Source organism: Candidatus Brocadiia bacterium (assembly GCA_041658285.1).
Lineage (GTDB): Bacteria > Planctomycetota > MHYJ01 > JACQXL01 > JACQXL01 > JBBAAP01.
Window position 1 is genome coordinate 1 of the sequence record JBBAAP010000013.1, and the last position, 24,310, is coordinate 24,310.

27 protein-coding genes are annotated in these 24,310 nt (G+C 47.5%); 25 read left to right on the forward strand and 2 right to left on the reverse strand.

The genetic code is table 11. The features are described 5' to 3' along the window. Nucleotides 1-599 precede the first annotated feature (599 nt). The 20 genes from rpsJ (at nucleotide 600) to WC980_09765 (ending at nucleotide 14,986) form a co-directional block, all read left to right on the forward strand. Nucleotides 600-914 (forward strand): 30S ribosomal protein S10, encoded by a 315-nt coding sequence (rpsJ, locus tag WC980_09670; GenBank protein ID MFA5795313.1) that lies wholly within the window; start codon nucleotides 600-602, stop codon nucleotides 912-914. A gap of 6 nt (nucleotides 915-920) precedes the next feature. After that, complete coding sequence (gene rplC, locus WC980_09675; protein ID MFA5795314.1) at nucleotides 921-1,628, forward strand: 50S ribosomal protein L3; 708 nt, start codon at nucleotides 921-923, stop codon at nucleotides 1,626-1,628. 9 nt (nucleotides 1,629-1,637) lie between these two features. Further along, nucleotides 1,638-2,267 carry a 50S ribosomal protein L4 gene (gene rplD, locus WC980_09680; protein ID MFA5795315.1) on the forward strand — a complete coding sequence of 210 codons (630 nt, stop codon included), beginning with the start codon at nucleotides 1,638-1,640 and terminating at the stop codon, nucleotides 2,265-2,267. Between the two features lie 2 nt (nucleotides 2,268-2,269). Further along, entirely contained in the window at nucleotides 2,270-2,572 is a 303-nt protein-coding gene (rplW, locus tag WC980_09685; GenBank protein ID MFA5795316.1) for a 50S ribosomal protein L23, read from the forward strand. Nucleotides 2,573-2,582: 10 nt separating this feature from the next. After that, nucleotides 2,583-3,407: a 50S ribosomal protein L2 gene (rplB, locus tag WC980_09690; protein ID MFA5795317.1), complete on the forward strand. Its 825-nt coding sequence runs from the start codon at nucleotides 2,583-2,585 to the stop codon at nucleotides 3,405-3,407. Nucleotides 3,408-3,416: 9 nt separating this feature from the next. Continuing rightward, nucleotides 3,417-3,710 (forward strand): 30S ribosomal protein S19, encoded by a 294-nt coding sequence (gene rpsS / locus WC980_09695; GenBank protein MFA5795318.1) that lies wholly within the window; start codon nucleotides 3,417-3,419, stop codon nucleotides 3,708-3,710. Nucleotides 3,711-3,713: 3 nt separating this feature from the next. Continuing rightward, complete coding sequence (rplV, locus tag WC980_09700) at nucleotides 3,714-4,085, forward strand: 50S ribosomal protein L22 (GenBank protein ID MFA5795319.1); 372 nt, start codon at nucleotides 3,714-3,716, stop codon at nucleotides 4,083-4,085. A gap of 3 nt (nucleotides 4,086-4,088) precedes the next feature. Continuing rightward, nucleotides 4,089-4,796 (forward strand): 30S ribosomal protein S3, encoded by a 708-nt coding sequence (gene rpsC / locus WC980_09705; protein MFA5795320.1) that lies wholly within the window; start codon nucleotides 4,089-4,091, stop codon nucleotides 4,794-4,796. Continuing rightward, a complete protein-coding gene (gene rplP, locus WC980_09710; GenBank protein ID MFA5795321.1) occupies nucleotides 4,744-5,151 on the forward strand; it encodes a 50S ribosomal protein L16 in 408 nt (135 codons plus the stop codon). Before rpsC ends, rplP begins: the two co-directional genes overlap by 53 nt. 3 nt (nucleotides 5,152-5,154) lie before the next feature. After that, nucleotides 5,155-5,385, forward strand: coding sequence for a 50S ribosomal protein L29 (rpmC, locus tag WC980_09715; GenBank protein ID MFA5795322.1), 231 nt, complete (start codon nucleotides 5,155-5,157; stop codon nucleotides 5,383-5,385). Next, nucleotides 5,372-5,854: a TraR/DksA family transcriptional regulator gene (locus tag WC980_09720; GenBank protein MFA5795323.1), complete on the forward strand. Its 483-nt coding sequence runs from the start codon at nucleotides 5,372-5,374 to the stop codon at nucleotides 5,852-5,854. Before rpmC ends, WC980_09720 begins: the two co-directional genes overlap by 14 nt. Then, entirely contained in the window at nucleotides 5,838-6,416 is a 579-nt protein-coding gene (gene lspA, locus WC980_09725; GenBank protein MFA5795324.1) for a signal peptidase II, read from the forward strand. Before WC980_09720 ends, lspA begins: the two co-directional genes overlap by 17 nt. Further along, complete coding sequence (locus tag WC980_09730) at nucleotides 6,409-7,329, forward strand: dihydroorotate dehydrogenase (GenBank protein ID MFA5795325.1); 921 nt, start codon at nucleotides 6,409-6,411, stop codon at nucleotides 7,327-7,329. Before lspA ends, WC980_09730 begins: the two co-directional genes overlap by 8 nt. Nucleotides 7,330-7,433: 104 nt before the next feature. Next, the gene (locus tag WC980_09735; GenBank protein ID MFA5795326.1) at nucleotides 7,434-9,227 is read left to right on the forward strand and encodes an ABC transporter ATP-binding protein; all 1,794 of its coding nucleotides are present in this window, start codon (nucleotides 7,434-7,436) and stop codon (nucleotides 9,225-9,227) included. Between the two features lies 1 nt (nucleotide 9,228). Continuing rightward, nucleotides 9,229-10,995 carry an ABC transporter ATP-binding protein gene (locus tag WC980_09740; GenBank protein MFA5795327.1) on the forward strand — a complete coding sequence of 589 codons (1,767 nt, stop codon included), beginning with the start codon at nucleotides 9,229-9,231 and terminating at the stop codon, nucleotides 10,993-10,995. A gap of 6 nt (nucleotides 10,996-11,001) precedes the next feature. Continuing rightward, entirely contained in the window at nucleotides 11,002-11,424 is a 423-nt protein-coding gene (locus WC980_09745; protein ID MFA5795328.1) for a hypothetical protein, read from the forward strand. A gap of 71 nt (nucleotides 11,425-11,495) precedes the next feature. Next, the gene (locus tag WC980_09750; GenBank protein ID MFA5795329.1) at nucleotides 11,496-11,675 is read left to right on the forward strand and encodes a hypothetical protein; all 180 of its coding nucleotides are present in this window, start codon (nucleotides 11,496-11,498) and stop codon (nucleotides 11,673-11,675) included. A gap of 151 nt (nucleotides 11,676-11,826) precedes the next feature. Next, entirely contained in the window at nucleotides 11,827-13,134 is a 1,308-nt protein-coding gene (locus WC980_09755; protein ID MFA5795330.1) for a hypothetical protein, read from the forward strand. A gap of 253 nt (nucleotides 13,135-13,387) precedes the next feature. Then, nucleotides 13,388-13,630, forward strand: coding sequence for a hypothetical protein (locus tag WC980_09760; protein MFA5795331.1), 243 nt, complete (start codon nucleotides 13,388-13,390; stop codon nucleotides 13,628-13,630). 3 nt (nucleotides 13,631-13,633) lie between these two features. Then, nucleotides 13,634-14,986 (forward strand): PQQ-binding-like beta-propeller repeat protein, encoded by a 1,353-nt coding sequence (locus WC980_09765; protein ID MFA5795332.1) that lies wholly within the window; start codon nucleotides 13,634-13,636, stop codon nucleotides 14,984-14,986. 47 nt (nucleotides 14,987-15,033) lie between these two features. Here WC980_09765 and purD read toward each other — a convergent pair whose 3' ends face one another. Continuing rightward, nucleotides 15,034-16,299, reverse strand: coding sequence for a phosphoribosylamine--glycine ligase (gene purD / locus WC980_09770; GenBank protein ID MFA5795333.1), 1,266 nt, complete (start codon nucleotides 16,297-16,299; stop codon nucleotides 15,034-15,036). A gap of 253 nt (nucleotides 16,300-16,552) precedes the next feature. Between purD and arcC the strand changes: the two genes are divergently transcribed. Together arcC and WC980_09780 are read left to right on the forward strand one after the other, a co-directional pair. After that, nucleotides 16,553-17,539 carry a carbamate kinase gene (gene arcC, locus WC980_09775; GenBank protein MFA5795334.1) on the forward strand — a complete coding sequence of 329 codons (987 nt, stop codon included), beginning with the start codon at nucleotides 16,553-16,555 and terminating at the stop codon, nucleotides 17,537-17,539. A gap of 239 nt (nucleotides 17,540-17,778) precedes the next feature. Further along, the gene (locus tag WC980_09780) at nucleotides 17,779-18,603 is read left to right on the forward strand and encodes an AbiV family abortive infection protein (protein ID MFA5795335.1); all 825 of its coding nucleotides are present in this window, start codon (nucleotides 17,779-17,781) and stop codon (nucleotides 18,601-18,603) included. Between the two features lie 1,020 nt (nucleotides 18,604-19,623). Here the strand turns inward: WC980_09780 and WC980_09785 are convergent. Continuing rightward, nucleotides 19,624-19,821 (reverse strand): DUF6485 family protein, encoded by a 198-nt coding sequence (locus tag WC980_09785; protein MFA5795336.1) that lies wholly within the window; start codon nucleotides 19,819-19,821, stop codon nucleotides 19,624-19,626. A gap of 148 nt (nucleotides 19,822-19,969) precedes the next feature. Here WC980_09785 and WC980_09790 point away from each other — a divergent pair, with 148 nt between their 5' ends. The 3 genes from WC980_09790 (at nucleotide 19,970) to WC980_09800 (ending at nucleotide 24,304) form a co-directional block, all read left to right on the forward strand. Next, nucleotides 19,970-21,715 carry a proline--tRNA ligase gene (locus tag WC980_09790; GenBank protein MFA5795337.1) on the forward strand — a complete coding sequence of 582 codons (1,746 nt, stop codon included), beginning with the start codon at nucleotides 19,970-19,972 and terminating at the stop codon, nucleotides 21,713-21,715. Continuing rightward, nucleotides 21,715-22,299 (forward strand): hypothetical protein, encoded by a 585-nt coding sequence (locus WC980_09795; protein MFA5795338.1) that lies wholly within the window; start codon nucleotides 21,715-21,717, stop codon nucleotides 22,297-22,299. The genes WC980_09790 and WC980_09795 overlap by 1 nt, the downstream gene beginning before the upstream one ends. A gap of 85 nt (nucleotides 22,300-22,384) precedes the next feature. Beyond that, nucleotides 22,385-24,304, forward strand: a complete 1,920-nt coding sequence (locus WC980_09800) for a HEAT repeat domain-containing protein (protein ID MFA5795339.1) — start codon at nucleotides 22,385-22,387, stop codon at nucleotides 24,302-24,304. Nucleotides 24,305-24,310 lie beyond the last annotated feature (6 nt).

Here is a 24,310-nt window from a genome sequence, read left to right on the forward strand (position 1 = left end):
TATCGCCAAAGGCGATACTTAGGATTAGACACTTCGAGAAAAGCGAGTTAGTGTCCCTTATTCTGGTATCGCCAAAGGCGATACTTAGGATTAGACACTTCGAGAAAAGCGAGTTAGTGTCCCTTATCCCGATGAGCGTAAGCGATATCGGGGTAGGGAGCCAGTAGGAATGCAATGACGTACTGGCACTTATTCTGGTATCGCCGAAGGCGATACTTAGGGTTAGGACACTTCGAGCCAAGCGAGTTAGTGTCCCTTATCCCGATGAGTGTAAGCGATATCGGGGTTAGGAGCCAGTAGGAATTCCATGACGTAGAGCTCCCGCCTCCCTTTAGGGACTGGCTTTTATCCTGGTATCGCCAAGGGCGATACTTAGGGTTAGGACACTTCGAGTCCCGCCCAAGGCTGGAGGCTACGCACTCCTGCTTATTCCGATGGGACGTTGATTAGCGAACGAAATGTGCGATGCTAACGGACATTAGTTGCCTATGAAGAAATTAGGGTAAATAATTCGCGATAGAATTTAGTATGATTTATTTGACAAACTTTTCTTTATTAGTTTAATGAGTCGTTCTCTGTATCTTACAGAAGTGAGTTATATGACATCATTGAAATTGAAGATGAGGGTTAAAATAGAGGGCTACGACCACCGGACGGTGGACCAGGCCGTGGTTAATATCGTGGATACGGCCAAGCGGTCCGGGGCCAAGCTCAAAGGTCCGATTCCGCTGCCGACCAAGATAGAACGTTATACCGTATTAAGGTCGCCCCACGTTGATAAGAAATCGCGCGAGCAGTTTGAAATCCGGACGCATAAGCGCCTGATTGATATTATCGAGCCGTCGCCCAAGACGATAGATGCATTGAGGAATCTTAATCTGCCGGCCGGCGTGGAAATAAGGATCAAGTTATAAATCATGATAAACGGAATTCTTGCCAAGAAAATCGGAATGACCCAGGTGTTCAGGGAAGACGGTAACATCGTGCCGGTAACCGTGCTGGAAGCCGGTCCCTGTCCGATTCTGCAGGTCAAGACCGCCAAGAATGACGGTTATAATGCCTTGCAAATCGGATTTGATGCCAAGCGCAAGAAGAATTCCAACAAGGCTTTGATGGGCCATTTCAAGAAAGCCGGGTTGGCTGACCCGTCCAGATATATCCGTGAATTCAGGTTCCCGAACGGCCAGGTCGGCCAGAAGGAAGTTGAAGCATATAAGATAGGCGACCAGGTCAAAGTCGATATTTTTGAAGGGGCTTATAAAGTTACTGTAACCGGGATAAGCAAAGGCCGCGGTTTTATGGGTATGATTGTTAAATGGAACAAGCACCGCGGTCCGGAATCGCACGGTTCGATGCAGATGCGGGCGCCCGGCTCGATCGGTTCCGATACGCGTTTGACCCACATCCGCCCGGGCAAGCATATGCCGGGTCATTATGGAGTGGATACGATAACAGTGGAGAATCTGGAAGTAGTCAAGATAGACAAGGATCGCAACCTGATGTACGTCAGGGGCGCGGTGCCCGGGGCCAATAACGGCTTAATCGAGGTTTATAAGACCGATATTATCAAGAAGGTGCCGGTCGTAACCAAGTCCAAGAAGGCAGCCGAACAGAGAAAGAAAAGATAAAAATCTTTTATGATAGAAGTTCCTCTTTATAATCAAGAAGGCAAAGAAATCGAGCGCCTGAAGATAGACGAAACGGTGTTCGGTGAGCGTATTAACCGTCCGTTGCTCAACCAGGTAGTCCGGATGTATGAAGTTACTATGCGCCGCGGCACGGCCAGCACCAAGACGCGGGGTGAGGTTGAAGGCAGCACCCGTAAACCATGGAAGCAGAAGCATACGGGCCGGGCGCGCTCCGGAACAGCCCGTTCTCCGATTTGGCGGCATGGCGGTATTACCTTTGGCCCGAAACCGCGCAATTATTCTTTTCCGGTGCCCCAGAAAATGCGCCAGATAGCCCTTAACCATGCGATACTTTCAAAGCTTAAAGATAACGAAACTCTGGTTATAGACAAACTCCAGGCCGAAAATCCCAAGACCAAGCCTATGGCCTTAATGTTGAAAAACATGGGTGTGAGCAAGAGTTGTTTGATAGGCATAAAAGATATCAATAAGAATCTGCATCTTTCGACGCGCAATATCGACAAGGTCACCATGATGCCGATAAAGGATTTTAACGCCTATGAGGTGATAAAGCACCAGCGGCTGGTTCTGACCAGGGAAAGTCTGTCAGGCCTGATTGAAAAAGCCAAGGTTAAATAGATATGAAAACGGCTTATAATATTATCATAAAACCGATCCAGACCGAAAAGAGTATGGCTATGGCCATGCCCGAAAAGGCCGGTTCCAATAAAGCATTGATTTATACGTTTAAAGTCGACCGCGAAGCTAACAAGTACGCAATAAAGGCGGCGGTCGAAGAGATATTTAAAGTCAAGGTTGATTCCGTCAGGACTGTCCGCGTTAAGGGCAAGCCCAAGACGACCCAGCGTAACAGGGGACAGCGGAGCGATTGGAAAAAAGCGTTAGTGGTCTTAAAAGAAGGCCAGCGCCTAGATATTATATAAGGATAAGATTATGGCGATAAAAGAATATAAACCAACCAGCGCCGGACGTAGAAACGCCACGGTAATAGATTATTCCGTGCTGACCAAGAAGCTCCCGGAAAAGAGCCTGATGGAGCCCATCAAGAAGACTGGCGGCCGTAATAATCAGGGCGAGATAACCTGCCGGCATATCGGCGGCGGCAATAAGCATATGTACCGCTTGATAGATTTCAAGCGTAATAAGGATAATATCCCGGCCAGGGTTGAATCAATAGAATACGATCCTAACCGCTCGGCGTTTATAGCGTTGTTGTGCTACACAGACGGCGAACGCCGCTATATTATAGCTCCGGAAGGTGTCAAGGCCGGGGAGATATTAATGTCCGGCGAAAAGGTTGAACCCAAGGCGGGCAACTGTATGCCGCTTAAGAATATACCGCTGGGGCTTTTGATACATAATGTTGAGCTCCAGCGCGGACGGGGCGGTCAAATGATAAGAAGCGCCGGTAGTTTCGGCCAGTTGCTGGCTGTGGAAGGCGATGACGCCCATGTTCTGATGCCCAGCGGCGAGACGCGTAGGATAAGCGGAGAATGCCGGGCTACTATCGGACGGATGAGCAATATTAACTGGGGTAACGTGTGGCTGGGTAAGGCTTCACGCAATCGCTACCGCGGTATAAAACCCACTGTGCGCGGTACGGCCCAGAACCCTGTTTCCCATCCGATGGGCGGCGGCGAAGGTCGATCCGGCGGTGGACGTCATCCGTGTTCTCCAACCGGACTGCTGGCCAAAGGCGGGAAAACCCGTCGGCGCCGTAATCCGACAAATGTATTTATCATCCGAAGGAGAAAATAAAAATATAATATGAGCCGTTCACTTAAAAAAGGTCCTTACATAGATCAAAAACTGCTTGAGAAAGTGCACAAGCAGAAAGAAAACAAAGGCCATGAACCTATAAAGACATGGGCCAGGGTGTGCACGGTTATCCCGGAATTCGTTACCCACACTTTTATGGTTCATAACGGAAATAAATTCATAAAAGTATTCGTGACCGAAGATATGGTCGGCCATAAGCTCGGCGAATTTGCGCCGACCCGGTTTTTCCGCGGGCATCCGGGTGTTAAATCTAAGGCGGCCGTCGCAGCAGAGAAGACGTAATATATGTATCAGGCAACAATTAGATATGTCAGAATCACGCCGCGCAAGCTCAGGCTGGTGGCTGACCTGATAAGGAGTAAGCCCGTTTCCGAGGCCAGGAAAGTTCTGAAATTCTCGGCCAAGCGTGGAGCTTCGATACTGATGAAGCTGCTTAATTCGGCGGTGGCCAACGCTACGCAGAATCCGGAAACAAATGCGGATAGTCTTTATGTTAAAAGCATTATGGTTTGTGACGGCGTAATCATGAAAAGGTTCAGGGCCGCGCCCCAGGGCCGGAGCGTTCAGATTAAGAAAAGAACCAGCCATACTACTTTAGTGTTAGGTGCAAAAAAGGTTGCGGTAAAACCGAAACCGGAAAAACAAGAGAAGAAGTAAATTATGGGACAAAAAGTATCACCCGTTGGATTTAGAATAGGTATTACCAAGGACTGGGTTTCACGCTGGTACGCTACTAAAAAGGATTACGGGAATCTGATTATCGAAGACGCGAGAATTAGAAAATTCGTCAAGAAACAGTACGGATTTTCCGGCATCGATAAAGTGGAAATAGACCGAACCAAGGAAAAAGTTATCGTTACGATTTATTCGGCCAAGCCGGGACTGATTATCGGCCGTCGCGGATCAAGAGTAGATGAGCTTGGTAAAGAGCTTATGGGTTTAGCTAAAAGCCCGATTGATCTTAAAGTTGTTGAAATAGCCAAACCCGAACTGAGCGCCCAGATAGTGTCCGAATCAATAGGGCAACAACTGGAAAAAAGGGCTGCTTACAGAAGGGTGGTCAGGAAGTCGGCTGAAACCGTAATGGCTGCCGGAGCGCTGGGGGTTAAAATAAGATTATCCGGACGTATCGGCGGCGTGGAAATTGCCCGGGCGGAAAAGATTAATATCGGCAAGGTGCCGCTTCATACGCTTCGCGCTGATATTGATTTCGGGCGGGCTACCGCAATTATAACTAAAGGTACCATAGGCATAAAAGTTTGGATTTATAAAGGTGAAATAATAAGAGCGAAAGCAAAGAAGGATATAACCAATGTTGTTAATGCCCAAACGGATAAAGTACCGCAAGTGGCACCGGGGCAAGCGTAACGGGAACGCTACGCGCGGTAACTATGTCGCATTCGGCGATTACGGGCTGATGGCGCTCCAGGACTGCTGGCTTTCAGCACAGCAAATAGAGGCCGGCCGCGTTGCTGCTACTCATGCCGTGGGTACGGAAGGTCGCTTCTGGATAAGAGTATTTCCGCACAAACCGATAACTTCCAAGCCGGCCGAAGTTAGAATGGGCGGTGGAAAAGGCGAACCCGAATTTTATGCCGCCGTTATCAGACCAGGGACGATACTGTTTGAGTTGGGCGGGATTAGCGAGAATATAGCTCGCCAGATATTTAACAAGATAGCTCACAAGATGCCGGTTACAACCAAAATGGTTAAGAGGGTGTAAGATATGCTGACCTTAAAAGAAATCCGGGTAAAAACAACCGTTGAGTTGAACAATGAAATCAAAAACCTGCATGATGAAATGATGCGGTTGAGATTCAGGAAAGTAACCGATGACGTCGAGAACTCATCGATATTCAGAAAGATACGGCGTAATATAGCCCAGCTTAAAACTATTATAAACGAAAAGAAAACTGCGGAGAAGAATGTTCAGGAGAAAACTGATGGGAAAAAGTAAAAAATCAGCCTCAGTTAAGTCCAAAAAGATCTCCCCAAAGAAACCAGCATTGCCCGTAAAAAAAGAAAATGAACCTAAACTGGTTAAAACTAACCTGTCGGCTTCGTTATTGAAGCAGTTGAAGAATATATTACTGGCCCGTAAGGCGATAATTGAAGGCGATTTGGGACAAATGGGTAAGGAAACTCTGGGTAAATCACGAATTGACGCATCGGGAGATCTTTCCAATCTTCCTCTTCATGCGGCTGACCAGGGCACCGATACTTTTGAGCAAGATTTTACCATTGGGCTTATGGAAAATGAAGGCGAAGAAATTAAGCAGATAGAAGAAGCCCTAAACCGGATTGAAGAAAAGACATATGGTATGTGCGAAAGCTGCAACAAGCCTGTGCCCGAAGCCAGATTGAGGGTCGTGCCATTTGCCAAATTTTGCATAAAGTGTCAGAGTAAAAATGAAAATCGCCGATGAGGTGTCGGGTAGGAAATCTTACTGGATTGTTGTTTTATTAGTTGCCGTTCTCGGAACCGCCGCAGATCTTTTTTCTAAATATCTGATATTTAGATGCCTGAGTAATAAAACCGTTGATATTATTCCGGGCGCATTGGGGTTGACCAAAACCCTGAATTCCGGGATTATTTGGGGTTTGTTTTCGGGCGAAAATACTATTTTCCTGGTATTGACATTTCTGACTATTCCTTTGATTCTGCTGCTTTTTCGTGAAATTGGTCGCCAGGAAGATAAGCCGTGGCTGGGTAAAAGTTGGCTGATGGCTGTAGCTTTTGGATTGATACTGAGCGGCGCAATCGGCAATCTTTATGACCGAGTGATGCTCCGGGCGGTCCGCGACTTCATTGATTTTTACCTGATAAAATGGCCCATATTCAATATTGCCGATATTTATATTACAGCCGGCGCCATATTGATTATTATACTTATGTTTAAACGGTCGCAATCGGAATCGGAGCAGAAGAATAAGCCAAAATGCCCGGAATCCGCTTGTGATTGTTGCAAACAAGACAACAATGCCTGATACGAAAACAAAGCTTGGACCTCTTGTTCTTAAGAACCCCGTAATGGTTGCGGCCGGTACTTTCGGTTACGGCGGTGAAAAAATTCTAAGGAAAATGCCGATTAATAAACTCGGCGCTTTCATTACCAAAACCATTACTCTTAATCCCAGATTGGGTAACCCCCCGCCCCGTATAGCCGAAGTGACCGGAGGGATAGTTAATTCTATTGGGCTGGAAAATCCCGGGTTAGAGACTTTTTGCCGTAATTATTTTCCTAAAATCAGGTCTATTAAAACCATTAAAATAGTAAGTATCGGCGGAACCGATGAATACGAATTTACACAAATTATAAAATCGTTGAATCGCCAGAAGGGAATTGATGCTCTGGAGGTGAATATTTCCTGCCCGAACGTTAAAAAAGGCGGGCGATGCATTGCCCAGGACCCGGAAATTACCCGAAAAATAACCCGAGTTATCAAGCAAAACAGCCGTTATCCGGTTATTGTCAAGCTCAGCCCCAATGTTACCAGTATTACTGACATAGCCCTGGCTGCCCGGGACGGCGGAGCTGATATTCTGTCTTTGATTAATACCGTGACGGCTATGGTGGTAAACTGGAAAAAACGCTGTCCCGAGTTGGGCAATGGAACGGGAGGTCTTTCCGGTCCGGCCATAAAGCCTATAGCTTTGAAAATGGTTTGGGATGTTAGCCGGGCGGTTCGAATTCCGGTTATCGGTATAGGCGGGATTATGACCGCTGATGATGTTATGGAATTCTTGGTAACCGGCGCCTCGGCAGTTCAGGTGGGAACTCTTAATCTGGTGACCCCGACGGATGTGTTTGGCATTATTGACGACCTGCCTGTAATTCTGAAAAATCAGAATATCAAATCAATCAGTTCTGTGGTTGGTACACTTCGGATGACTTATTAGAAGAAGGATGCTTTTCAATACGGCCTAGCCTACGCTAATAGTATCAGCTAATAATTTATCACTAAGTTGACAAAGGGATTAATAAATACTAAATTAACCGGTTTATGTTTCGCAATCTTAAGATATTTATAGAGTACCTCCGGAAATACAGGAAGCAGTTCTGGATAGGGACTATTGCCTTATTTATAGTTGACTTGTTGGATGTCACTCCGCCTTTAATTATTAAATATGGCATTGATCATCTGGGCGATAATGACAGGGATAAGAAGCTGTTATATGCGGTGGCGGCGTATATCCTGGTGGTACTGATCCAGGCGTTTTTTCGCTATTGGATGCGGATAGGCTTTTACGGAATGTCGCTTTTGGTCGGGCTTGACCTTCGGAACAAGTTGTTTGCACACATCCAGAAACTGTCAGTCAGCTTTTTCAATACCACTAAGACCGGGGATATTATGTCCCGGGCCACTAATGATATTGAAGCTGTCCGAGGATTTTTTCAGCATGGGATTTTTATTCTCATTGATAATATTCTTTATTTTACTTATGTGCCGATTATATTGCTTTACCTTTCCCCGCGCTTGACTTTATATGCGGTTTTGCCACTTTTGTACCTGCCATTCTTTGCTAACCGGATGGGTAACTTGATACATAGGAGATTCAAGGATATCCAAGAGGTGCTTTCCGAGATATCGGCCAAGGCCAGCGAGAATTTCTCTGGTATCAGGGTGGTTAAATCATTTACTCAGGAAGAAAATGAGATAAGCGGATTTCGCAACGTTAATGTCAAGTCTTATAATAAAAACCTGTGGTTGGCTAAGCTCGATTCTTTTTTTGGGCCTTTCTTGGGGTTCTCGGTTGGGGTAGATGTTTTTGTGGTCATATTATTCGGCGGGTTGCTGGTCATCAGCGGAGATATTAAAACAGGTACTCTGGTGGCATTTTATATGTATTTGCGCCAGATTGCCTGGCCGATGATGGGTATGGGTATGGTTATGTCCAATTTCCAGCGGGCGACCGCCTCGATGGACCGGCTTCAGGAAATATTCCAGACCAAGCCGGAAATAGTGGAAGCGGCCCAGCCGGTAACCGCTTTTATAGAACGTGGCGAGATAGAGTTCAAGAACATCCAGTTTTCTTACCCGCATTCCCTGGACAGGTATTCCGGAAAGGAATCGGCCCGGACTCGAACGCCGGCCTTAACAGATATTAATCTTAAGATACCGGCCGGTTCAACCGTCTTGGTGATGGGTCCGATTGGTTCGGGCAAATCCACCCTGGCAAATCTACTGGTCAGGTTCTTTGACCCGTCCGGTGGTGATATATTTATTGACGGTGTTAATATCAGGAATTATTCCCTGGGTCGGCTTCGCGGCTCCATCGGTTTTGTGCCGCAGGATATTTTCTTGTTTGCGGATACGATAAAGGAAAATGTTCTTTTCGGGGTTAATATTGGAGCGGCTAATGAACAATCATCGGATGTTCAGGTTTATACCGGTTTGGTTCAAATGAACGAGGTTATAGAGAAACTGCCTGAGAAATATAATTCGCTTTTAGGTGAGCGGGGCGTGAACTTGTCAGGAGGTCAAAAACAGCGCCTGACTCTGTCCCGGGCGATTGCCAAAAAACCCAGCATACTTATTCTTGATGACTGTTTTTCCAGCGTAGATTTTGAGACCGAGCAGGCGATATTGAACAGTTTGAAAGCTGTTTTGAAGAACCGGACCACATTGATTATTTCTCATCGCTTGGCGGCTGTAAAATTGGCGCAATTTATTGTTTTTATGGAAGATGGCCGGGTTGTGGAAAAGGGTACGCACCAGGAACTTATGACCAAGAAAGGTCATTATGCCCGGTTCTATGAGTATCAGAAACTGAAAGAATCATTAGAGGGGGAGTAACGTGGTAGATTATCAGCACGAAGATGAAATACTGGGTAAGGCCTATGATGGGCGGCTGATGAAACGTCTTTTACGTTATGCCTTTCCGTATAAATGGCGATTGATGATGGGTATATTCCTTTCCCTGATTTTGACCGGCATTTTTATTGCCGGACCTTTGTTGATTGCCACTGCTATTGATAGGGGAATCAGCCGTTCCGATACGTTGTTTGTGATAATGGTAATGCTGATGTATCTGGACAGCCTGATACTTCAGATGGCCATTAACTATATAAACAGCTATTTGCTCATTTCTCTTGGACAGAGGATAATGTTGGATCTGCGAATGGAAGTGTTTACCCATCTTCAGAAGATGTCGCTTAATTTCTTTGACCATAATCCGGTGGGGCGGCTGGTGACCAGGGTGACCAGCGATATCGTGGCCTTGAGCGATCTGCTCTCAATGGTTATTGTAGCGGTTATCAATGATATTTTTCTTATCTGCGGATTGACGATAGCTATGTTATGGATTAATCCACGTCTGGCATTGATCCCGATATCAAGTATTCCTTTAGCCCTTATAGTCTTGTTTATATTCAAGCCGCGGCTGAGAAATAGCTATCGTTTGATACGCCAGCGGTTGGCTCGTCTTAATGCCTGTATCCAGGAAAGTGTTGCCGGTATCAGGGTTACCCAGGTATTCAACCAGGAAGAGCGGATGATGAATAAATTCAAGGCCTTTAACCAGGAGCACTATGATGCTAATTATAAGGCGATAATCTATTTTTCAGTCTTTATGCCTTTAATAGCCGCGCTTAGCGGAATATCCATTGGTTTCCTTTTTTATTACGGAGTCGGAGAAGTAATACGAGGGGTTATTAAGCTTGGAATCTTGATTGCTTTCCTTGATTACGCCAGGCATTTCTTCAGCCCGATCCAGGACCTGACGGATAAATACAGCATTTTTCAGGGTGCGATGGCATCGGCTGAACGGATATTCCGAATACTTGATACCGAGGAGGAAATTAAAGACTCGGTCGCGCCCAAACATCTGACGATATGTAAAGGGGAGATTACCTTTGATAATGTCTGGTTTTCTTATAACAACGAGGTGGATGTCCTTAAGGGTATATCGTTTACCATTAAACCAGGCGAAAGCGTGGCGTTGGTCGGAATGTCTGGGGGTGGCAAGACTACTATCATCAGCCTGCTAAGCCGGTTTTACGACGTTAAAAAAGGTCGTATTCTAATTGATGGTGTTGATATCAGGGATATACCTCAATCGGAGCTTCGACGTCAACTTGGCGTTGTTTTGCAGGATGTGTTCTTATTTTCCGGAAACATACTGGAAAATATCCGTTTGAACGAGCAATCCATCAGCTTAGATCGGGTAAAAGATATTGCGCAGTATGTTAATGCGGATAAGTTTATAGAGAAGTTGCCGGATGACTATTTAACTAAGGTGGAGGAAAGAGGAACAACGCTCTCGTCCGGGCAGCGGCAGCTTCTCTCTTTTGCCCGGGCCATGGTATTTGATCCGAAGATACTTATATTGGATGAAGCCACTTCGGCTGTGGATGTAGAGACGGAGTATTATATCCAGGAAGCAACCAGTAAACTCATTAAGAGCATGACCTCTATTATCATTGCGCACCGGCTCTCCACCATTCAGAATGTGAACCGGATTTTAGTTATGCACAAAGGTGAAATCAGGGAGATTGGTAATCACCAGGAGCTTATTGCCCAAAAAGGAATTTATTACAAACTTTACCAGATGCAGTATCTCTAATTTATTATGCGTTTTATTATTTATACGGCGTTGATATTAATTATTATTGCGCTGTTTACCTTCTCATTTTTGACGCCATGGGCAAAAGGCAAGGCCATTATTATCGGGCAGACTGTTTACGCTTCCCAGGAAAAAGTCCTGCTTGGGGCTTATGTTGCTTCGGCGTTGCTGGTTTTTATCACCCTGATATTATTGTCCCGGAAAAAGTTCATTTTTGGAGTTCTTTGCCTGATGGTTGGTTCTTGGACGATACTGGCCGGTATTTACCTGTGGCAGAAAATCCAGGCGAAAAGCATTAGTTTCGTGTTTAATTTTGTGGATGTCCGGCCCGATATCGGATTGATGTTTTTTATAGGGGCGGGTGGCGTGGTGGTTATTCTGGCCCTGGTTTATATGGTTGACTCAGCCATCTCCGGTGTGTTTAAGTGATTTTCTTGACTGGAACCGGAGAAATATGTAATTATAGGGAGTAGATAATTTTATAAACGAAAGGAGCATATATGGCAGAGGTATTCGTGGTGACAAGTAAGATTAAGAAAATGATAAAAGAACAGGGTATGCGCACCGGCGCAGATGCCATCGAAGCCCTGAGCAAGATAGTCGAAGAAAAAGCCAAAGCGGCCGTCCTGAAGGCAAAGGAAGCCGGCAAGAAGACCATTCAGGCTAGCGATATTCTGTAAAATACCGCTTGTTTTGACAAACTGATAAACTCCCTTACAAAGGCTGGTGCTACCATTACGCCCTGAAATCGGAATTTTACGATTATACATTGACATTTCTGGCCCTCGTGTTTAATTTAATATAGCAATATAATAATAAAGGAGGATTTATATGGTTAAAGGAATAATGGCAACCCTGAGTTTGATGGTTTTGCTGATGGGTGTTCTGGCTTTGGGGTATGGCGGACTATGTAATTCCAGTTCTAGTAATGACAGTGGCAGTAGCGTGACTAGTTCATCGGTCAACAGTATAGTACTTTATGAAGCTGACTATATTACTTCCACCATGACAGCTTCTCTTTTCGCCCGGCCCGCAGACGGCAGCAGCGCGCCGACTACCCTGGCTACTAATATATTCTGCGGCGAGTGGCGCATCACACAAGATGGCAATAAAGTGGTTTACGTACATTCGGCGGGTTCAGGTTTGACTGGATATAACGCCGTAAATATCGACGGTACCAATCCCATAACCTTAACGGTCGAGTCAAGCTATGGCTATAGTTGGGATATTACGGATGATTCCAGCAAATTAATTTATTATAACTCTGATTCTTCGCTTAATATGGTGCCGGTGAGCGGCGCAATCACGGCGACGTTATTGGCGTCTAATATTTATTACGACTGGGAAATAACTTCGGATTCAACGAAGGTGGTTTATGTTGATAACTATGTTTCAGGCGTAGGGCGACTTCAGGTCATACCCGTCGGCGGCGGAACGCCCACCACATTATCCAATGACACCAATGGCTCTTTTGATGTTACGCCCGATTCGACAAAAGTTCTTTATTCGGAAAGCTCCGGCGCGGTAAAAGTTATCCCCATTGCCGGTGGTAGTGCGACAACGCTGAGTGCGACAACTATTCTGCCGTATATTACCCCGAATTCCGCTAAAGTTATTTTTGTAGATACCAATTATGACCTTAAAATTATACCGATCGGCGGAGGCACCGCTACCTACATAGATTCAAATATAGATCAGATGTATTTCGAGGTCTCGGCTGATTCCGGCCGGGCGATATATCCTCACGATTTCAACGGTTACACCAGCACGCTGACCAGCGCATCTTTAGGCACCACACCGATTACGGTAACTCTGGCCAGCGGCATTCCTTTCCATTCAGCCAAGATTACCCGGGACGGCAGTAAAGTAGTTTATCAGAATAACTTTAGCACCGTTACTAACTTAGCTGACCTTAAGGTGGTGCCGATTGGCGGTGGAACTTCAACCACCTTGATTGCCGGAATAGGAACCATGTCGTGGGGAATTACACCAGATTCGACCAGGGTTCTTTTCCTGGATAATTACGATAATAATGCACAAACAGGCACGCTCAAGATAATACCGATTGGTGGCGGGACTGCAACCACTCTGGCCACCGGAGTGCCCAGTGGATTCAGGACTTTTAGCGCAACCAGGTAAGCTTGATGCATCTAAAAGGGGCGTTATGGTTCAATCCGTAACGCCCCTTATTTTTTTATAGACCTATTCTTGCATCAGCGGCGGAGTAGTCGTGGTCATTTTTGACAGACCTAATGCATCAAAATTGGTTAAAATCCCCGGTCCGGGGCTTATTCTCAGCCCTTTTTTGCCAATATATTCAAGTCATTGACCGTAAATTACGAAATAATATTTTAGTTGACATAATAATGCCTATTTTATAAGGTAACGATCTATGAATGATAAGCATCAGAAGTACGTAGAGGGGTTGGCTTCTGAGGAAAAGATGCTCATTACCCTGAGAAACGAACTCTACGGCGGGCAATGGGAACGGATGCTTAAAGACTTGAATGATCGGCTCAAAGGGCGCCCTTATATATTTAAACTGATTAATCGTATCAAAAGCGATATCAAAAGGATTGAAAAGCTCCAGGAATACGAAAAGAAGAACAATATAAATCTGGCTGACTATCTCTAACGCGTGATTAATTGTAAAGTATTATTTATCGTCATATCCGGGATAATAGTTCTCCTGGCTCCGGCTTGCGGTTCGGCGCAGTCGCAATCATACAAAAACCCTGCCCTGGTGGAGATTCCTATCGAGCACCTCAGGAGGCTTGATTTCTACAAGAGTAAAATACAGGAAACGCTGCCTCTTAAATCCATTCTCTGGGATGCGGTTATCGACGAGCCGATAAAGGGTATGCATATGCGCGGCCAGGTGCTCTATATCGAAACGACCCGGCCACGTCTTTACGCCCTGAGCGCCGATGCCGGTCTTCGGCAATGGCAATTCCCGCTAAAATCCCCGCTTGATTTCGCGGTTGGGCTGGTTATGAACCTGCCCGAACAGGAAGTCGCCATCCGCAATAATATTGTCAGGCTTGCCGGCGAGCTGGATATGGAAATCAAGAACAAGAACCGCGATGAAACCAAGGTCCAGACGCTTCGCAAGAGTCTTGACGCGGCTAAGGACGCATATCAGGTTCTTAAGGACCAGGATACGGTCTATTTTACCAGCGCCGGTACGCTTTACTGCCTGAACCGCTCCAACGGCGAGCTGCTCAAGCAGAAAACGCTCAGTTTTGTGCCGGCTACCGCGCCGGCGGCTACAACCTCGTTTGTGTTTCTGGGCGCTATGGAACATCATTGGGTCTATCAGCTTGATGCTGGCGACTTCTACGAACGCAACTGGTTCAAGGCCAAGGCCGCCATCACCGGCCGGCCTGCTTATATGCATCCGATGCTTTATTTTGTTACCGATGACGGTATTGTCTACGCCTATGACGTTGAATCCCAGGTTCAGAGCTGGTCTTATCGCACTGAAAAAAGCATCAAGGCCGAAATGCTTTTGGATACCGACACGATTTACGTGGGCAGCACAGATTACGCCCTCTACGCCATAAACCGCTATTCCGGCGCGCTCGAGTGGAAAATAGAAACCGGTTCGCCGATTATATCACGCCCGGTTATCGACAAGCAGGAAAACAACGAACAAACCCTGTATTTCCGCAGCGAGAACAACGGTCTCTACGCCGTATCGTTGATTAAAGTCCCGGCTAAAGACTCCTACGGCAACGATATCATGCTTCCCAGCTACAAGATTAAATGGAAATTCCCGCAGGGCAAAGAATTCCTTATCCGCGGGCATGAATACTGTTATGTCATAGGCAACGATGACCGGACCTTATATGCTCTCAGCGCCGAAAAAGGCGAAGTCATGCTTAAATATTCTCTCGACTTGTTCCCCATCAGGATTGGCGACTTGGAAAAGCACATCATCTATCTGGGCTCAAAAGACGGTTATGTCTACGCCGTCAAAGAACCGCAATAGTCGCTTGGGATTCTTATATAATAATTTAGCTCGCCGGAGTGCCGTTATTAATGGGGGATGGCGATGTCTTTCCTGTAGAATGCCCCGTCAAAGTTAATCAGGCCGATGTTATCATAGGCCTTTTTCCGGGCCGCGGTTGCGTCCTTGCCACGGGCTGTTACGGCCAGCACCCGTCCGCCGCCGGTTATTACCTGATTATCCTTGAGCGCTGTTCCGGCGTGGAATATTTGGAGCGTATCGTCTGTTTTGACCTTATCCAGCCCGGTTATGGGCAGTCCGGTGTCATAACTGCCCGGGTATCCTTTTGAGGCCATAATCACGCAGGCCGCCGTATCATTATGCCATTCCAGCGGCTCCAGCTTGTCCAGCCGCTTTTCGGCCACGGTCAGCATCAGCTCGACGATATCGCTCTTCAGGCGCATCATCAGCGGCTGGGTTTCCGGGTCGCCGAACCGGACGTTGAATTCCAGCACCTTGATGCCTTTGGGCGTAAGCATCAGTCCGGCATATAGCACGCCCTGGTAGGTCCGGCCTTCTTTTCTCATAGCGTGGATGGTCGGCACTAATACCTCGGCTATGATTGTATCCATTATTTTATCGGTAACGAATGGCACCGGCGAATACGCGCCCATCCCGCCGGTGTTCGGTCCTTTATCGCCGTCAAACACCCGCTTGTAATCCTGGGCCGGTTCCAGCACGGCGATGGTTTCGCCGTCGCTGACGGCCAGCACCGACAGCTCCCGCCCGGTCAGGCATTCCTCGATGATGACGCTGTCGCCGGCCTGGCCGAAGGACTTTTCCTCCATTATGTTGTGGATGGTCTTTTCGGCTATCTCCGGATGCAGGCAGACCACCACGCCCTTGCCGGCGGCCAGCCCGTCCGCCTTGATGACCAGCGGCATGCCTACCTGGGCGATGTATTCCCGGGCGTCTTTGGGGTTATCAAATACCTTGTATGCCGCGGACGGGATGGCGTGTTTCCGGAGCAGGCGCTTGCAGAACACCTTACTGCCTTCCAGTTCCGCGGCTAGTTTTGAAGGCCCGAATATCTTCAGGCCGGCCTCCTGGAACCGGTCCACGATGCCGTTCATCAGCGGCGCCTCCGGTCCGACCACGGTCAAGTCGATACTTTCTTTCTTGGCGAAATCAAAGAGCTTGTCCACGTCGTCCGCCTTGATATTGACGCATTCGGCAATCTGGGCAATGCCGGCGTTGCCCGGCGCGGCATAAAGCTTCTTAACCAGCTTAGACCGGCTTATTTTCCAGGCCAGCGCGTGTTCGCGCCCGCCGCCTCCGATGACTAAAATTTTCATAAAATTACTTTGCCACAGAGGCACAGAGGACACGGAGCTAGTTATAAATAATTCTTAATTCTCTGTGAACTCAGTGTCTCAGTGGCTAAAGTTTCATTTTAATGGGTATACTGTAGAAATCAACATAATCTTGATTAGATTCCGGGTAAGTGCTATAGATAGACCTTTTCTTTTCCTATTACAGAATAAGGTATATACGGTAACTAATAAATAGGGTTCTCTGTGAACTCTGTGCCTCTGTGGCAAAGGTATTATGAAGAAGCTGACAGTCATTGCTTTAGGCGGCAACGCCCTGCTTAAGGACAAGGAAAAGGGCACCATCCAGGAGCACGAACGCAACGCGGCCGAGACCTGCGCCCACTTCCTGCCTCTTCTCAAGGGTGACTACCAGATAGTCATCACCCACGGCAACGGCCCGCAGGTCGGCAATATCCTTATCCAGAACGAGACCGCCAAGGACCTGGTGCCCCAGATGCCCCTGGACGTGTGCGTGGCCGATTCCGAAGGCAGTATCGGCTATATCCTCCAGCAGGCGCTCCTAAACCAGCTCCGCAAGCACGACATCAAGCGCTATGTGGTGACTATGATAACCCAGGTGGTGGTGGACAGCAAAGATCCGGCATTTAGTAACCCAACCAAGCCCATTGGCCCGTTCTACAAAAAGGAAGAAGCCGAACGGCTTAAGGCTGACAAAAAATGGGTCATGTCTGAGGATTCCGGCCGGGGTTGGCGCCGGATGGTGCCTTCGCCCCAGCCCACCCGGATAATCCAGCAACAGATGATAAAAGAGCTGGTCAAGGAAGGGCATATCGTCGTGGCCGTAGGCGGCGGCGGCATACCCATCTGGAAGAACAAGGACAACGATTATGAAGGCATCGAATCGGTCATAGACAAAGACCTGGCCTCGGCACTGCTGGCCAGCGAAATCAAAGCCCCATTATTCATCATCCTGACCACCGTGCCCAAGGTCTATATAAACTACGGCAAGCCCGACCAGCAGGCGCTGGATAAGGTATCGCTCACCCAGCTCAAAGGCTACCTCAAAGACGGCCAGTTCGGGGTGGGCAGTATGAAGCCCAAGATAGAAGCGGCTATGAAGTATCTGTCCGCTATGGACGGCACGGTTATCATCACCTCGGCCGAATGCTTGTCCGCGGCGCTGGCCAAGAAAGACGGCACATACATCTATTCCGACCTCAAACGCAAACAGGAGCAAAACAACCTGTTGCTGGATATCTGATGATTTGGTTGTTAGCACCTCGCTTTAGTGGGTCTAAATAATTGACATCTTTTCAATCTGTGCTATTCTGCGCGCATAAACCAGGCGAAAGGGAAGTTGTGGCAAGTGTCTATTTGACAAAAACGTCACTCGGAAGGTCGCATAAATAAAGAAAAAGAAAATATGGTGTGTGTTACCGGACAAACCAAATAAGGTGTTCCCCGAACTTAGTAGTCGTGAGCGGGGACTAAAATAAATCTATGCTAAGCAAAACAAATAAAACTAATTGCAAACAATCAAAAAGCATAAAAATAAAAAATGACAACTTTTATAAAAGTTCTGTCATATGCCTTTCAAATGCAAATAGGTTGATATTGAATGCTGAATTACTTAAGCATGATATTGATACCTTCCCAACTTCTTATGCTTTGGTCTTTTTGGCACAAGAAGAAACTGCAAAAGCTTTTTTACTTTACTTGATTTACTCTGACGCATTACCATGGAATCAATATATTCGAAGGTCATTAAAAGACCATACATGTAAACAGTTATGGTTTATTGTATTAGATGCGCTAGATCCCGACATTGATGAGTTTTTGGCAAAACTGAAAGAGTCAGATTCTTTTGGTATAGACGCTTTTATAGCTAAAGTAGGTGACATGCTAAACTGGTATCGATACGCCAAAATCAATACATGGGAGCAGGGGCACTGCGATTGGGATGAGTCACCTTACAATGAAAATGTTAAGCAAATAGTTAACGGCAAGTGGGATAAAAGGAAACAAGATGCTCTATATGTTAAAATCGGCAAGCATGGAGAAGTTGTTTCCACTCCAAGTGCAATAAAACAAGAAGATGTTTTACGGGCAATCAAAACCGCTAACAGATTTCATAGGTTTGTTACCGATATTATCAAAAAAACTAAAAATAAAGGCAATGATATATATCTAAACTGGTTAAAACAAGCACTAAAATATATATTTACGCCAGCAGTTAAAACTGGGAAAGTGGCTACAAATGTTATACCGGGAGTTGAATTTTACGAGATAAGACAACCAACCGTTCAAGTTTCTAAGAAAAAATAGTCAGATGTCGTGAACGGCATTGACATCCGGTGACTCATCCGGTGACACACACCATTGGGCTAGAATGAGCTAATCAGGCCTATTCCAAGGCATCATTTTCTAAAAATAGACCTCTTTTTTCCTTAATTCCGCAATTCATTTATTTCTTGCCTGACATTGCCCTAGGGCGGCTGGGGTATCCAGCTGTACTGGGTAGGGGGCTCAGCTATACGTACCAGGTATCCCAGCTATACCACCCAGGGTATCCAGCATACCCAGGTAGTATATCTAACTGTGCTACCTATGGTACCTAGTAACGGTAGGTAGTACCCCCAGCGCCGTTAGTAGGTATCCCGAGCTGTACCACCTAGTATATCCAGCTATACTACCCGGTACCCCCAGCACAGCTACCCTGTACCCCTAACTAGTACAGGAGTACCCCCTACCTACCCTACCCCGGGGGTAGGGGTAGGGTACCTATACCCCCTAGGTATGGAGGGGTAGGGTACCCCCCCCATCCTTCGTTCCGACCGTTCCTATGAGTGTGCCGGAATGCGCCTATCCCTTTACCTGCCAGCCCACATCCCTATATTTGGGAACCCCTATCTCTGTGGCTGATAGCCCCTATTCCTTTGCCTGATACTTCCCATCCTTAGCCTGGACTACCTCCATCCTTGTGGTTGGATACCCCCCATAAGTGAGGCAGGCTATCCCCTTCTCCGTGATTGCCAGGCTATATCCCTGGCCCGGATTACTCCCATTCCTGTGGTAGGATATTCCCATCCCTTTATTCCATACCCCTCCTCCCTGGCATACTCTACCCCTACCCCCATATTAGAGTCTAATAACCGCAATTTTGGCCATCTAGTAAATTTTACCTAAACCATTATAATATTTGTGGTTATATCAAAAATTACATTTTCCAAAAGTCTAATACATTGGACTAAACACCCTTTATCAGAAGGCAAAAATGCTTTTTGGAAGTGAGAATAAGTCTAGATGTATTTTAATGAATAATGCACTTAATCCGGTGCTTAGTGGTTATTTCCTGGTAATCTCCGCGAATTTGCGGGCCGAGCGGTCATAAGTTTTTTCGACGCTGTTGGGGAAAAAGCAGGCCGGCAGCTCATCATTGGCTCGGTGATACGCCAGGCACTCGCAGCAATGTCCCTTTCGGTCACAGCCCGGATAGGAACAGTTGCATTTCGATAGGTTGGCTTTGTAGTTTGAACATTCCATATTAGTACCTTTCTTGGGTAAGCGGATTGAACAGATTTAACTGATTTAATAAATCAATATCCATTATCCGCTATATCAGCTCAATCTGCTTACGTAAAAATAACCTTTTTCTTGTCAGGGTCAAGGGAAATGATAAATACTACAGCCTATGCGTTGGACACAAACTTTAATACCGACTCTCAAGGAGGACCCAGCCGATGCCGAAGCCGTCAGCCACAAGCTGATGGTGCGGGCCGGGCTTATCCGCAAGCTTTCAGCCGGAACTTATATCTACCTGCCGCTGGGCATCAAGGCGCTCAATAAGGCGGCTAACATCGTTCGCGAGGAGATGAACAGGGCCGGGGCGGTGGAAATCCTGATGCCTGCTTTACAGCCGCCGGAGCTATGGGAGCGGACCGGCCGGCTTAAGACTATGGCCGATATCATATTCCAATTCAATGATAAGAGCGGCAAGCCTTGCATGCTCGGGCCGACTCACGAGGAAATCGTTACCTTTCTGGCGGCCAACGAGATTAATTCTTACCGGCAACTGCCCATAAACCTATACCAGATACAGACCAAGTTTCGCGACGAACTCCGGCCCCGTTCCGGCGTCATTCGGAGCAAGGAATTCCTGATGAAGGACGCCTACAGCTTTGATGCTGACGAGCAGGGGTTGGACAAGAATTACCAGGCGATGTATCAGGCATACCGTCGGATATTCGACCGGGCCGGGCTTAACTATGTCTGTATCGAAGGCGACAGCGGTGCTATGGGCGGTAATTTCTCTCAGGAGTTTATGACGCCTTCGCCGGTGGGCGAGGATATCTTTGTCCAATGCGCCAAATGCGGTTATGCCGCGACCCTGACGTTGGTGCCATGCGGCGTTAGCCACAGAGGCGCAGAGGTCACAGAGAAATCAGATTTAGGCGGGCTCTGTGCTCTCAGGGGCTCTGTGGCAAATGAAATCAAAGAGGTGGTTACTCCCGGCACTACCACCATTGAAGCCGTCGGCCAACTGCTCAAGGTCGGCCCGGACCAGATGGTCAAGACGATGATATGCACGGCCGGCGACAAGACAATCGCCGTTTTGTTAAGGGGCGACCACGAGCTGAACCTGTCCAAATTATCACGGCTGTTAAAAGAGCCGAACACGAACCTGGCTGATGAAAAGACCATAGAAAAGGTCACCGGCGGGCCGATAGGATTCTCCGGGCCGGTCGGGCTCAAGAGTATTGACATCATCGCCGATTACGCGGTGATGGAGATGTCCAACTTCGTCACTGGCGCCAATAAGAAGGATATGCACCTGGTTAATACTAATATAGACCGTGATTTTAAGCCGGATAAGGTTGCCGATGTCCGCCTGGTTACGGATAAAGATTTCTGCCCCAAATGCCGGGGCGGTATCCAGATTAAAAACGGATTGGAAATCGGCCATATCTTCAAGCTGGGAACCAAGTATTCCAATATATTGGGCGCGATGTATCTGGACGAGAAGGGCGTTCGCCAGCCGATGATAATGGGTTGTTACGGCATCGGCATTAACCGTATCGTTGCCGCGCTGATTGAGGGTTCGTCCGACGCCAACGGCATCATCTGGTCCAAGGAACTGGCGCCTTACCGGGTGCTGATTATTTCCATCAAACTGGACGACCCGGTCATACGCGCCAAGTCCGAGCAATTATACAAAGAGCTGTCGTCCACCATGGGCGATGAGGTGCTCTGGGACGACCGGGATATCTCGCCGGGCATCAAGTTCAAGGACGCCGACCTGCTGGGCATTCCGGTTATCGTTACCATCGGCAAGTCTACGGTCAAGGATAACACCGTTGATATTAAACTCCGCAAAGACAACGTCAAAAAGGCTGTTCCTTTCGAGCAGGCGGCTGCGGAGATTGGCAAATTAGTATAATGAAATATAAGTCATTCCCGGTATCCGGCATTCTCATTGTCACCGCCTGTTTAATCATCATTACTGCCGGGTGCGCTTCCGGCCCCAAGGAAATTCCCGACGTAGGCGAATTAAAAGTTTCTCTTTTCCAGTTGGTCGAAGGCAAGATGGCCAAAGAGGTTGTCGGTAGTTACGTGGCGCTGATATCAAACGGCCGTTACAAGCGGTGCGGTATCAAGCTGGACGAGGTTTTTGAGCAGATATCACAGCCCTCGGTCAGCGTTATGGACGACGAGACTGCCGACGGCATGGCCCAGCTGATACATCAGGATGATTTCTTCGGACTGCCGGGAATCCGGCCGGAACAGATTAACCTTGAAGACTTCAAACGGGTTGATTTCAGGGATAAGATAATAATCATCGAGTTCAACGGCGTGGCGCACGCGGTCAGCTACGAGGCGTTGCCGGCCCGGCTGAGGCCGGTTTTCTCCGAACTCTCACACGCGGTATTCCTGGCCATGGAAACCACCGATGTCAAGCCGGTGATACAGGAGCAGGACTGGAGAGAACTGCTTGATGAATATCTCAGAACCCGCCCCAAATAAAGGGTAAATACTATAAATTTTGCTTGACATAACGGGTATTTAAGCAATACTTACAGAATAATTTTTATATAAAGGAGCATAAATTATGAAGCGCACGCTGAAGATTTTCGCATTCCTGATATTGTCTGTGATGATTATGGTTCCGCTGATGGCTCGGGCCGATGACGCCGAGTTTAAGAAGCTCTATGGCGAAGGCATCGATTTGGTTAAAAAAGGGCGCTATACTGACGCCTATGTTTATTTCGAAAAGGCGCTCAGGCAGTCGCCTTCTTCGGAACTGGTCAGATTCCTGCTTAACCAGACCGGAGACCTTTTGATTTCCGAGATGATGGCCAAGCCGGAATTGAAGGATACGGCCATCCGGCTGATAGACCTGGCTAAGGGCGCGCGCCAGCGGATGGTGGCTACCCCTGAGGAAATTTCCCGGTGGGTGGAACAGCTGGTTACCGGCGGATTTGACAAGCGCTGGGAGGCAGTCAATATGCTGGCTACCATCGGCCAGCGCAGCTGCCCTTATCTGGTAGATAAGCTGGCTGACCAGGATGAGAATGTCCGGACATACGCGATACAGGCGCTTGAAAAGATAAATAAGGAAGCGGTTTTGCCGTTGATAGAGGCTTTGAAAAGCGATTCTTCGCTGATTCGCCAGAATGCGGCTATTATTCTGGGCGTTTTAAGGGATGAGCGGGCTTTGGCCGGGCTTAAGGAAGTATTCGAGAATCCCAAGGAGATACCGCAGGTTAAAACCTATGTGGCTGAGTCGCTCAAGAAGATTACCGGTTTGGAACTAATGAGAATGAAACCGGCCAAGGAGTATTATTATGACTTGGCCGAGAAGTATTATTACACCCATCCTTCGGTGATGGTTAATTTTTACGGCGAGTATTTCGTTTGGGGTTGGGACCGGGATAACAATAAGGTTACCATGCGCGAGATACCGGACTTCATTTTTAATGAAGAGCTGGCTGAGAACGCCTGCTATGCGGCTTTGTCCCTGGACCCGAATTATGAGCCGATTTGGCCGTTGCTGGTCTGCGTTTATCTGGCCCGGTTCAACGAAGCCGACTCGGTTTTGGAAGTGGCCCGGGAAAAAGTCAAGAGCGGCGAGATGACCGAAGAGAATTTTAACAAACTTTCGGCTGACCTGATAGATTCTAAGCAGGGGGAATTTATGGCTTCGCTGATCAGCAAGCCTTACGTCTACGAATCCCTTCGCCGGGCGCTTAAGGATAACAGCGCGTTAGTGTCTGTGTCCTGCATCGAACTTCTGAAACAGCTGGCCGAGCCCAATGACCTGCCGCTCAAGTCCGATTCCGCTGAAAAGGCCAAGAATAAAATGGGCGTGCCGCTGATAGAGGCGCTGTCGTCCTCGGATAAGCGGGTTAAATACGCGGTGGCCGAAGCGATGCTGGTGATTAATCCCGGCAAGCCTTATGCCGAATCCGAAAAGGTTATTCCCACCATAAATGAAACTATCGCTGAAATGGTTGAGCGTGTTGTCCTGGTTATCGAACCGGACAGCGAAATCAGGAATATGCTTAAAAAGGAACTCACCCGGCTCAATTGCTATGTGGTGGAAACGGTTAACGCCGAGGACGGGCTGGCCAGCGCTAAGAGATTCCCGTCCAAGGACCTGATTATCATTAACAGCAAGATAGCCAACCAGGTTGTGTTCAGTGTTGAGATATTGGGTAAGAAACAGAGCGAAACGGTTTATGATAGCCTTAAGGAAGATACCAGGACCAAGATTGTGCCTATCGCACTGGTGGGTAACGCCCGGGATATCGAAACGGCTCAGCAGATTTTTCAGGAAACTGTTATCGGATATATTGCCACCCCGGTGACCAATGAAATGGTTAAGACCGTGACCGAAAAGGCTTTTCAGTCTGAAAAGCTGGCCGAGGACAGCAAGCGGCGCGCTGAGAAGATGGTCCGCGACGCTATCGAGTCCCTGGCTAAGTTGGAACACCAGAATACCATATATCCTTACCGGGGAAAGCATTGATGCCCT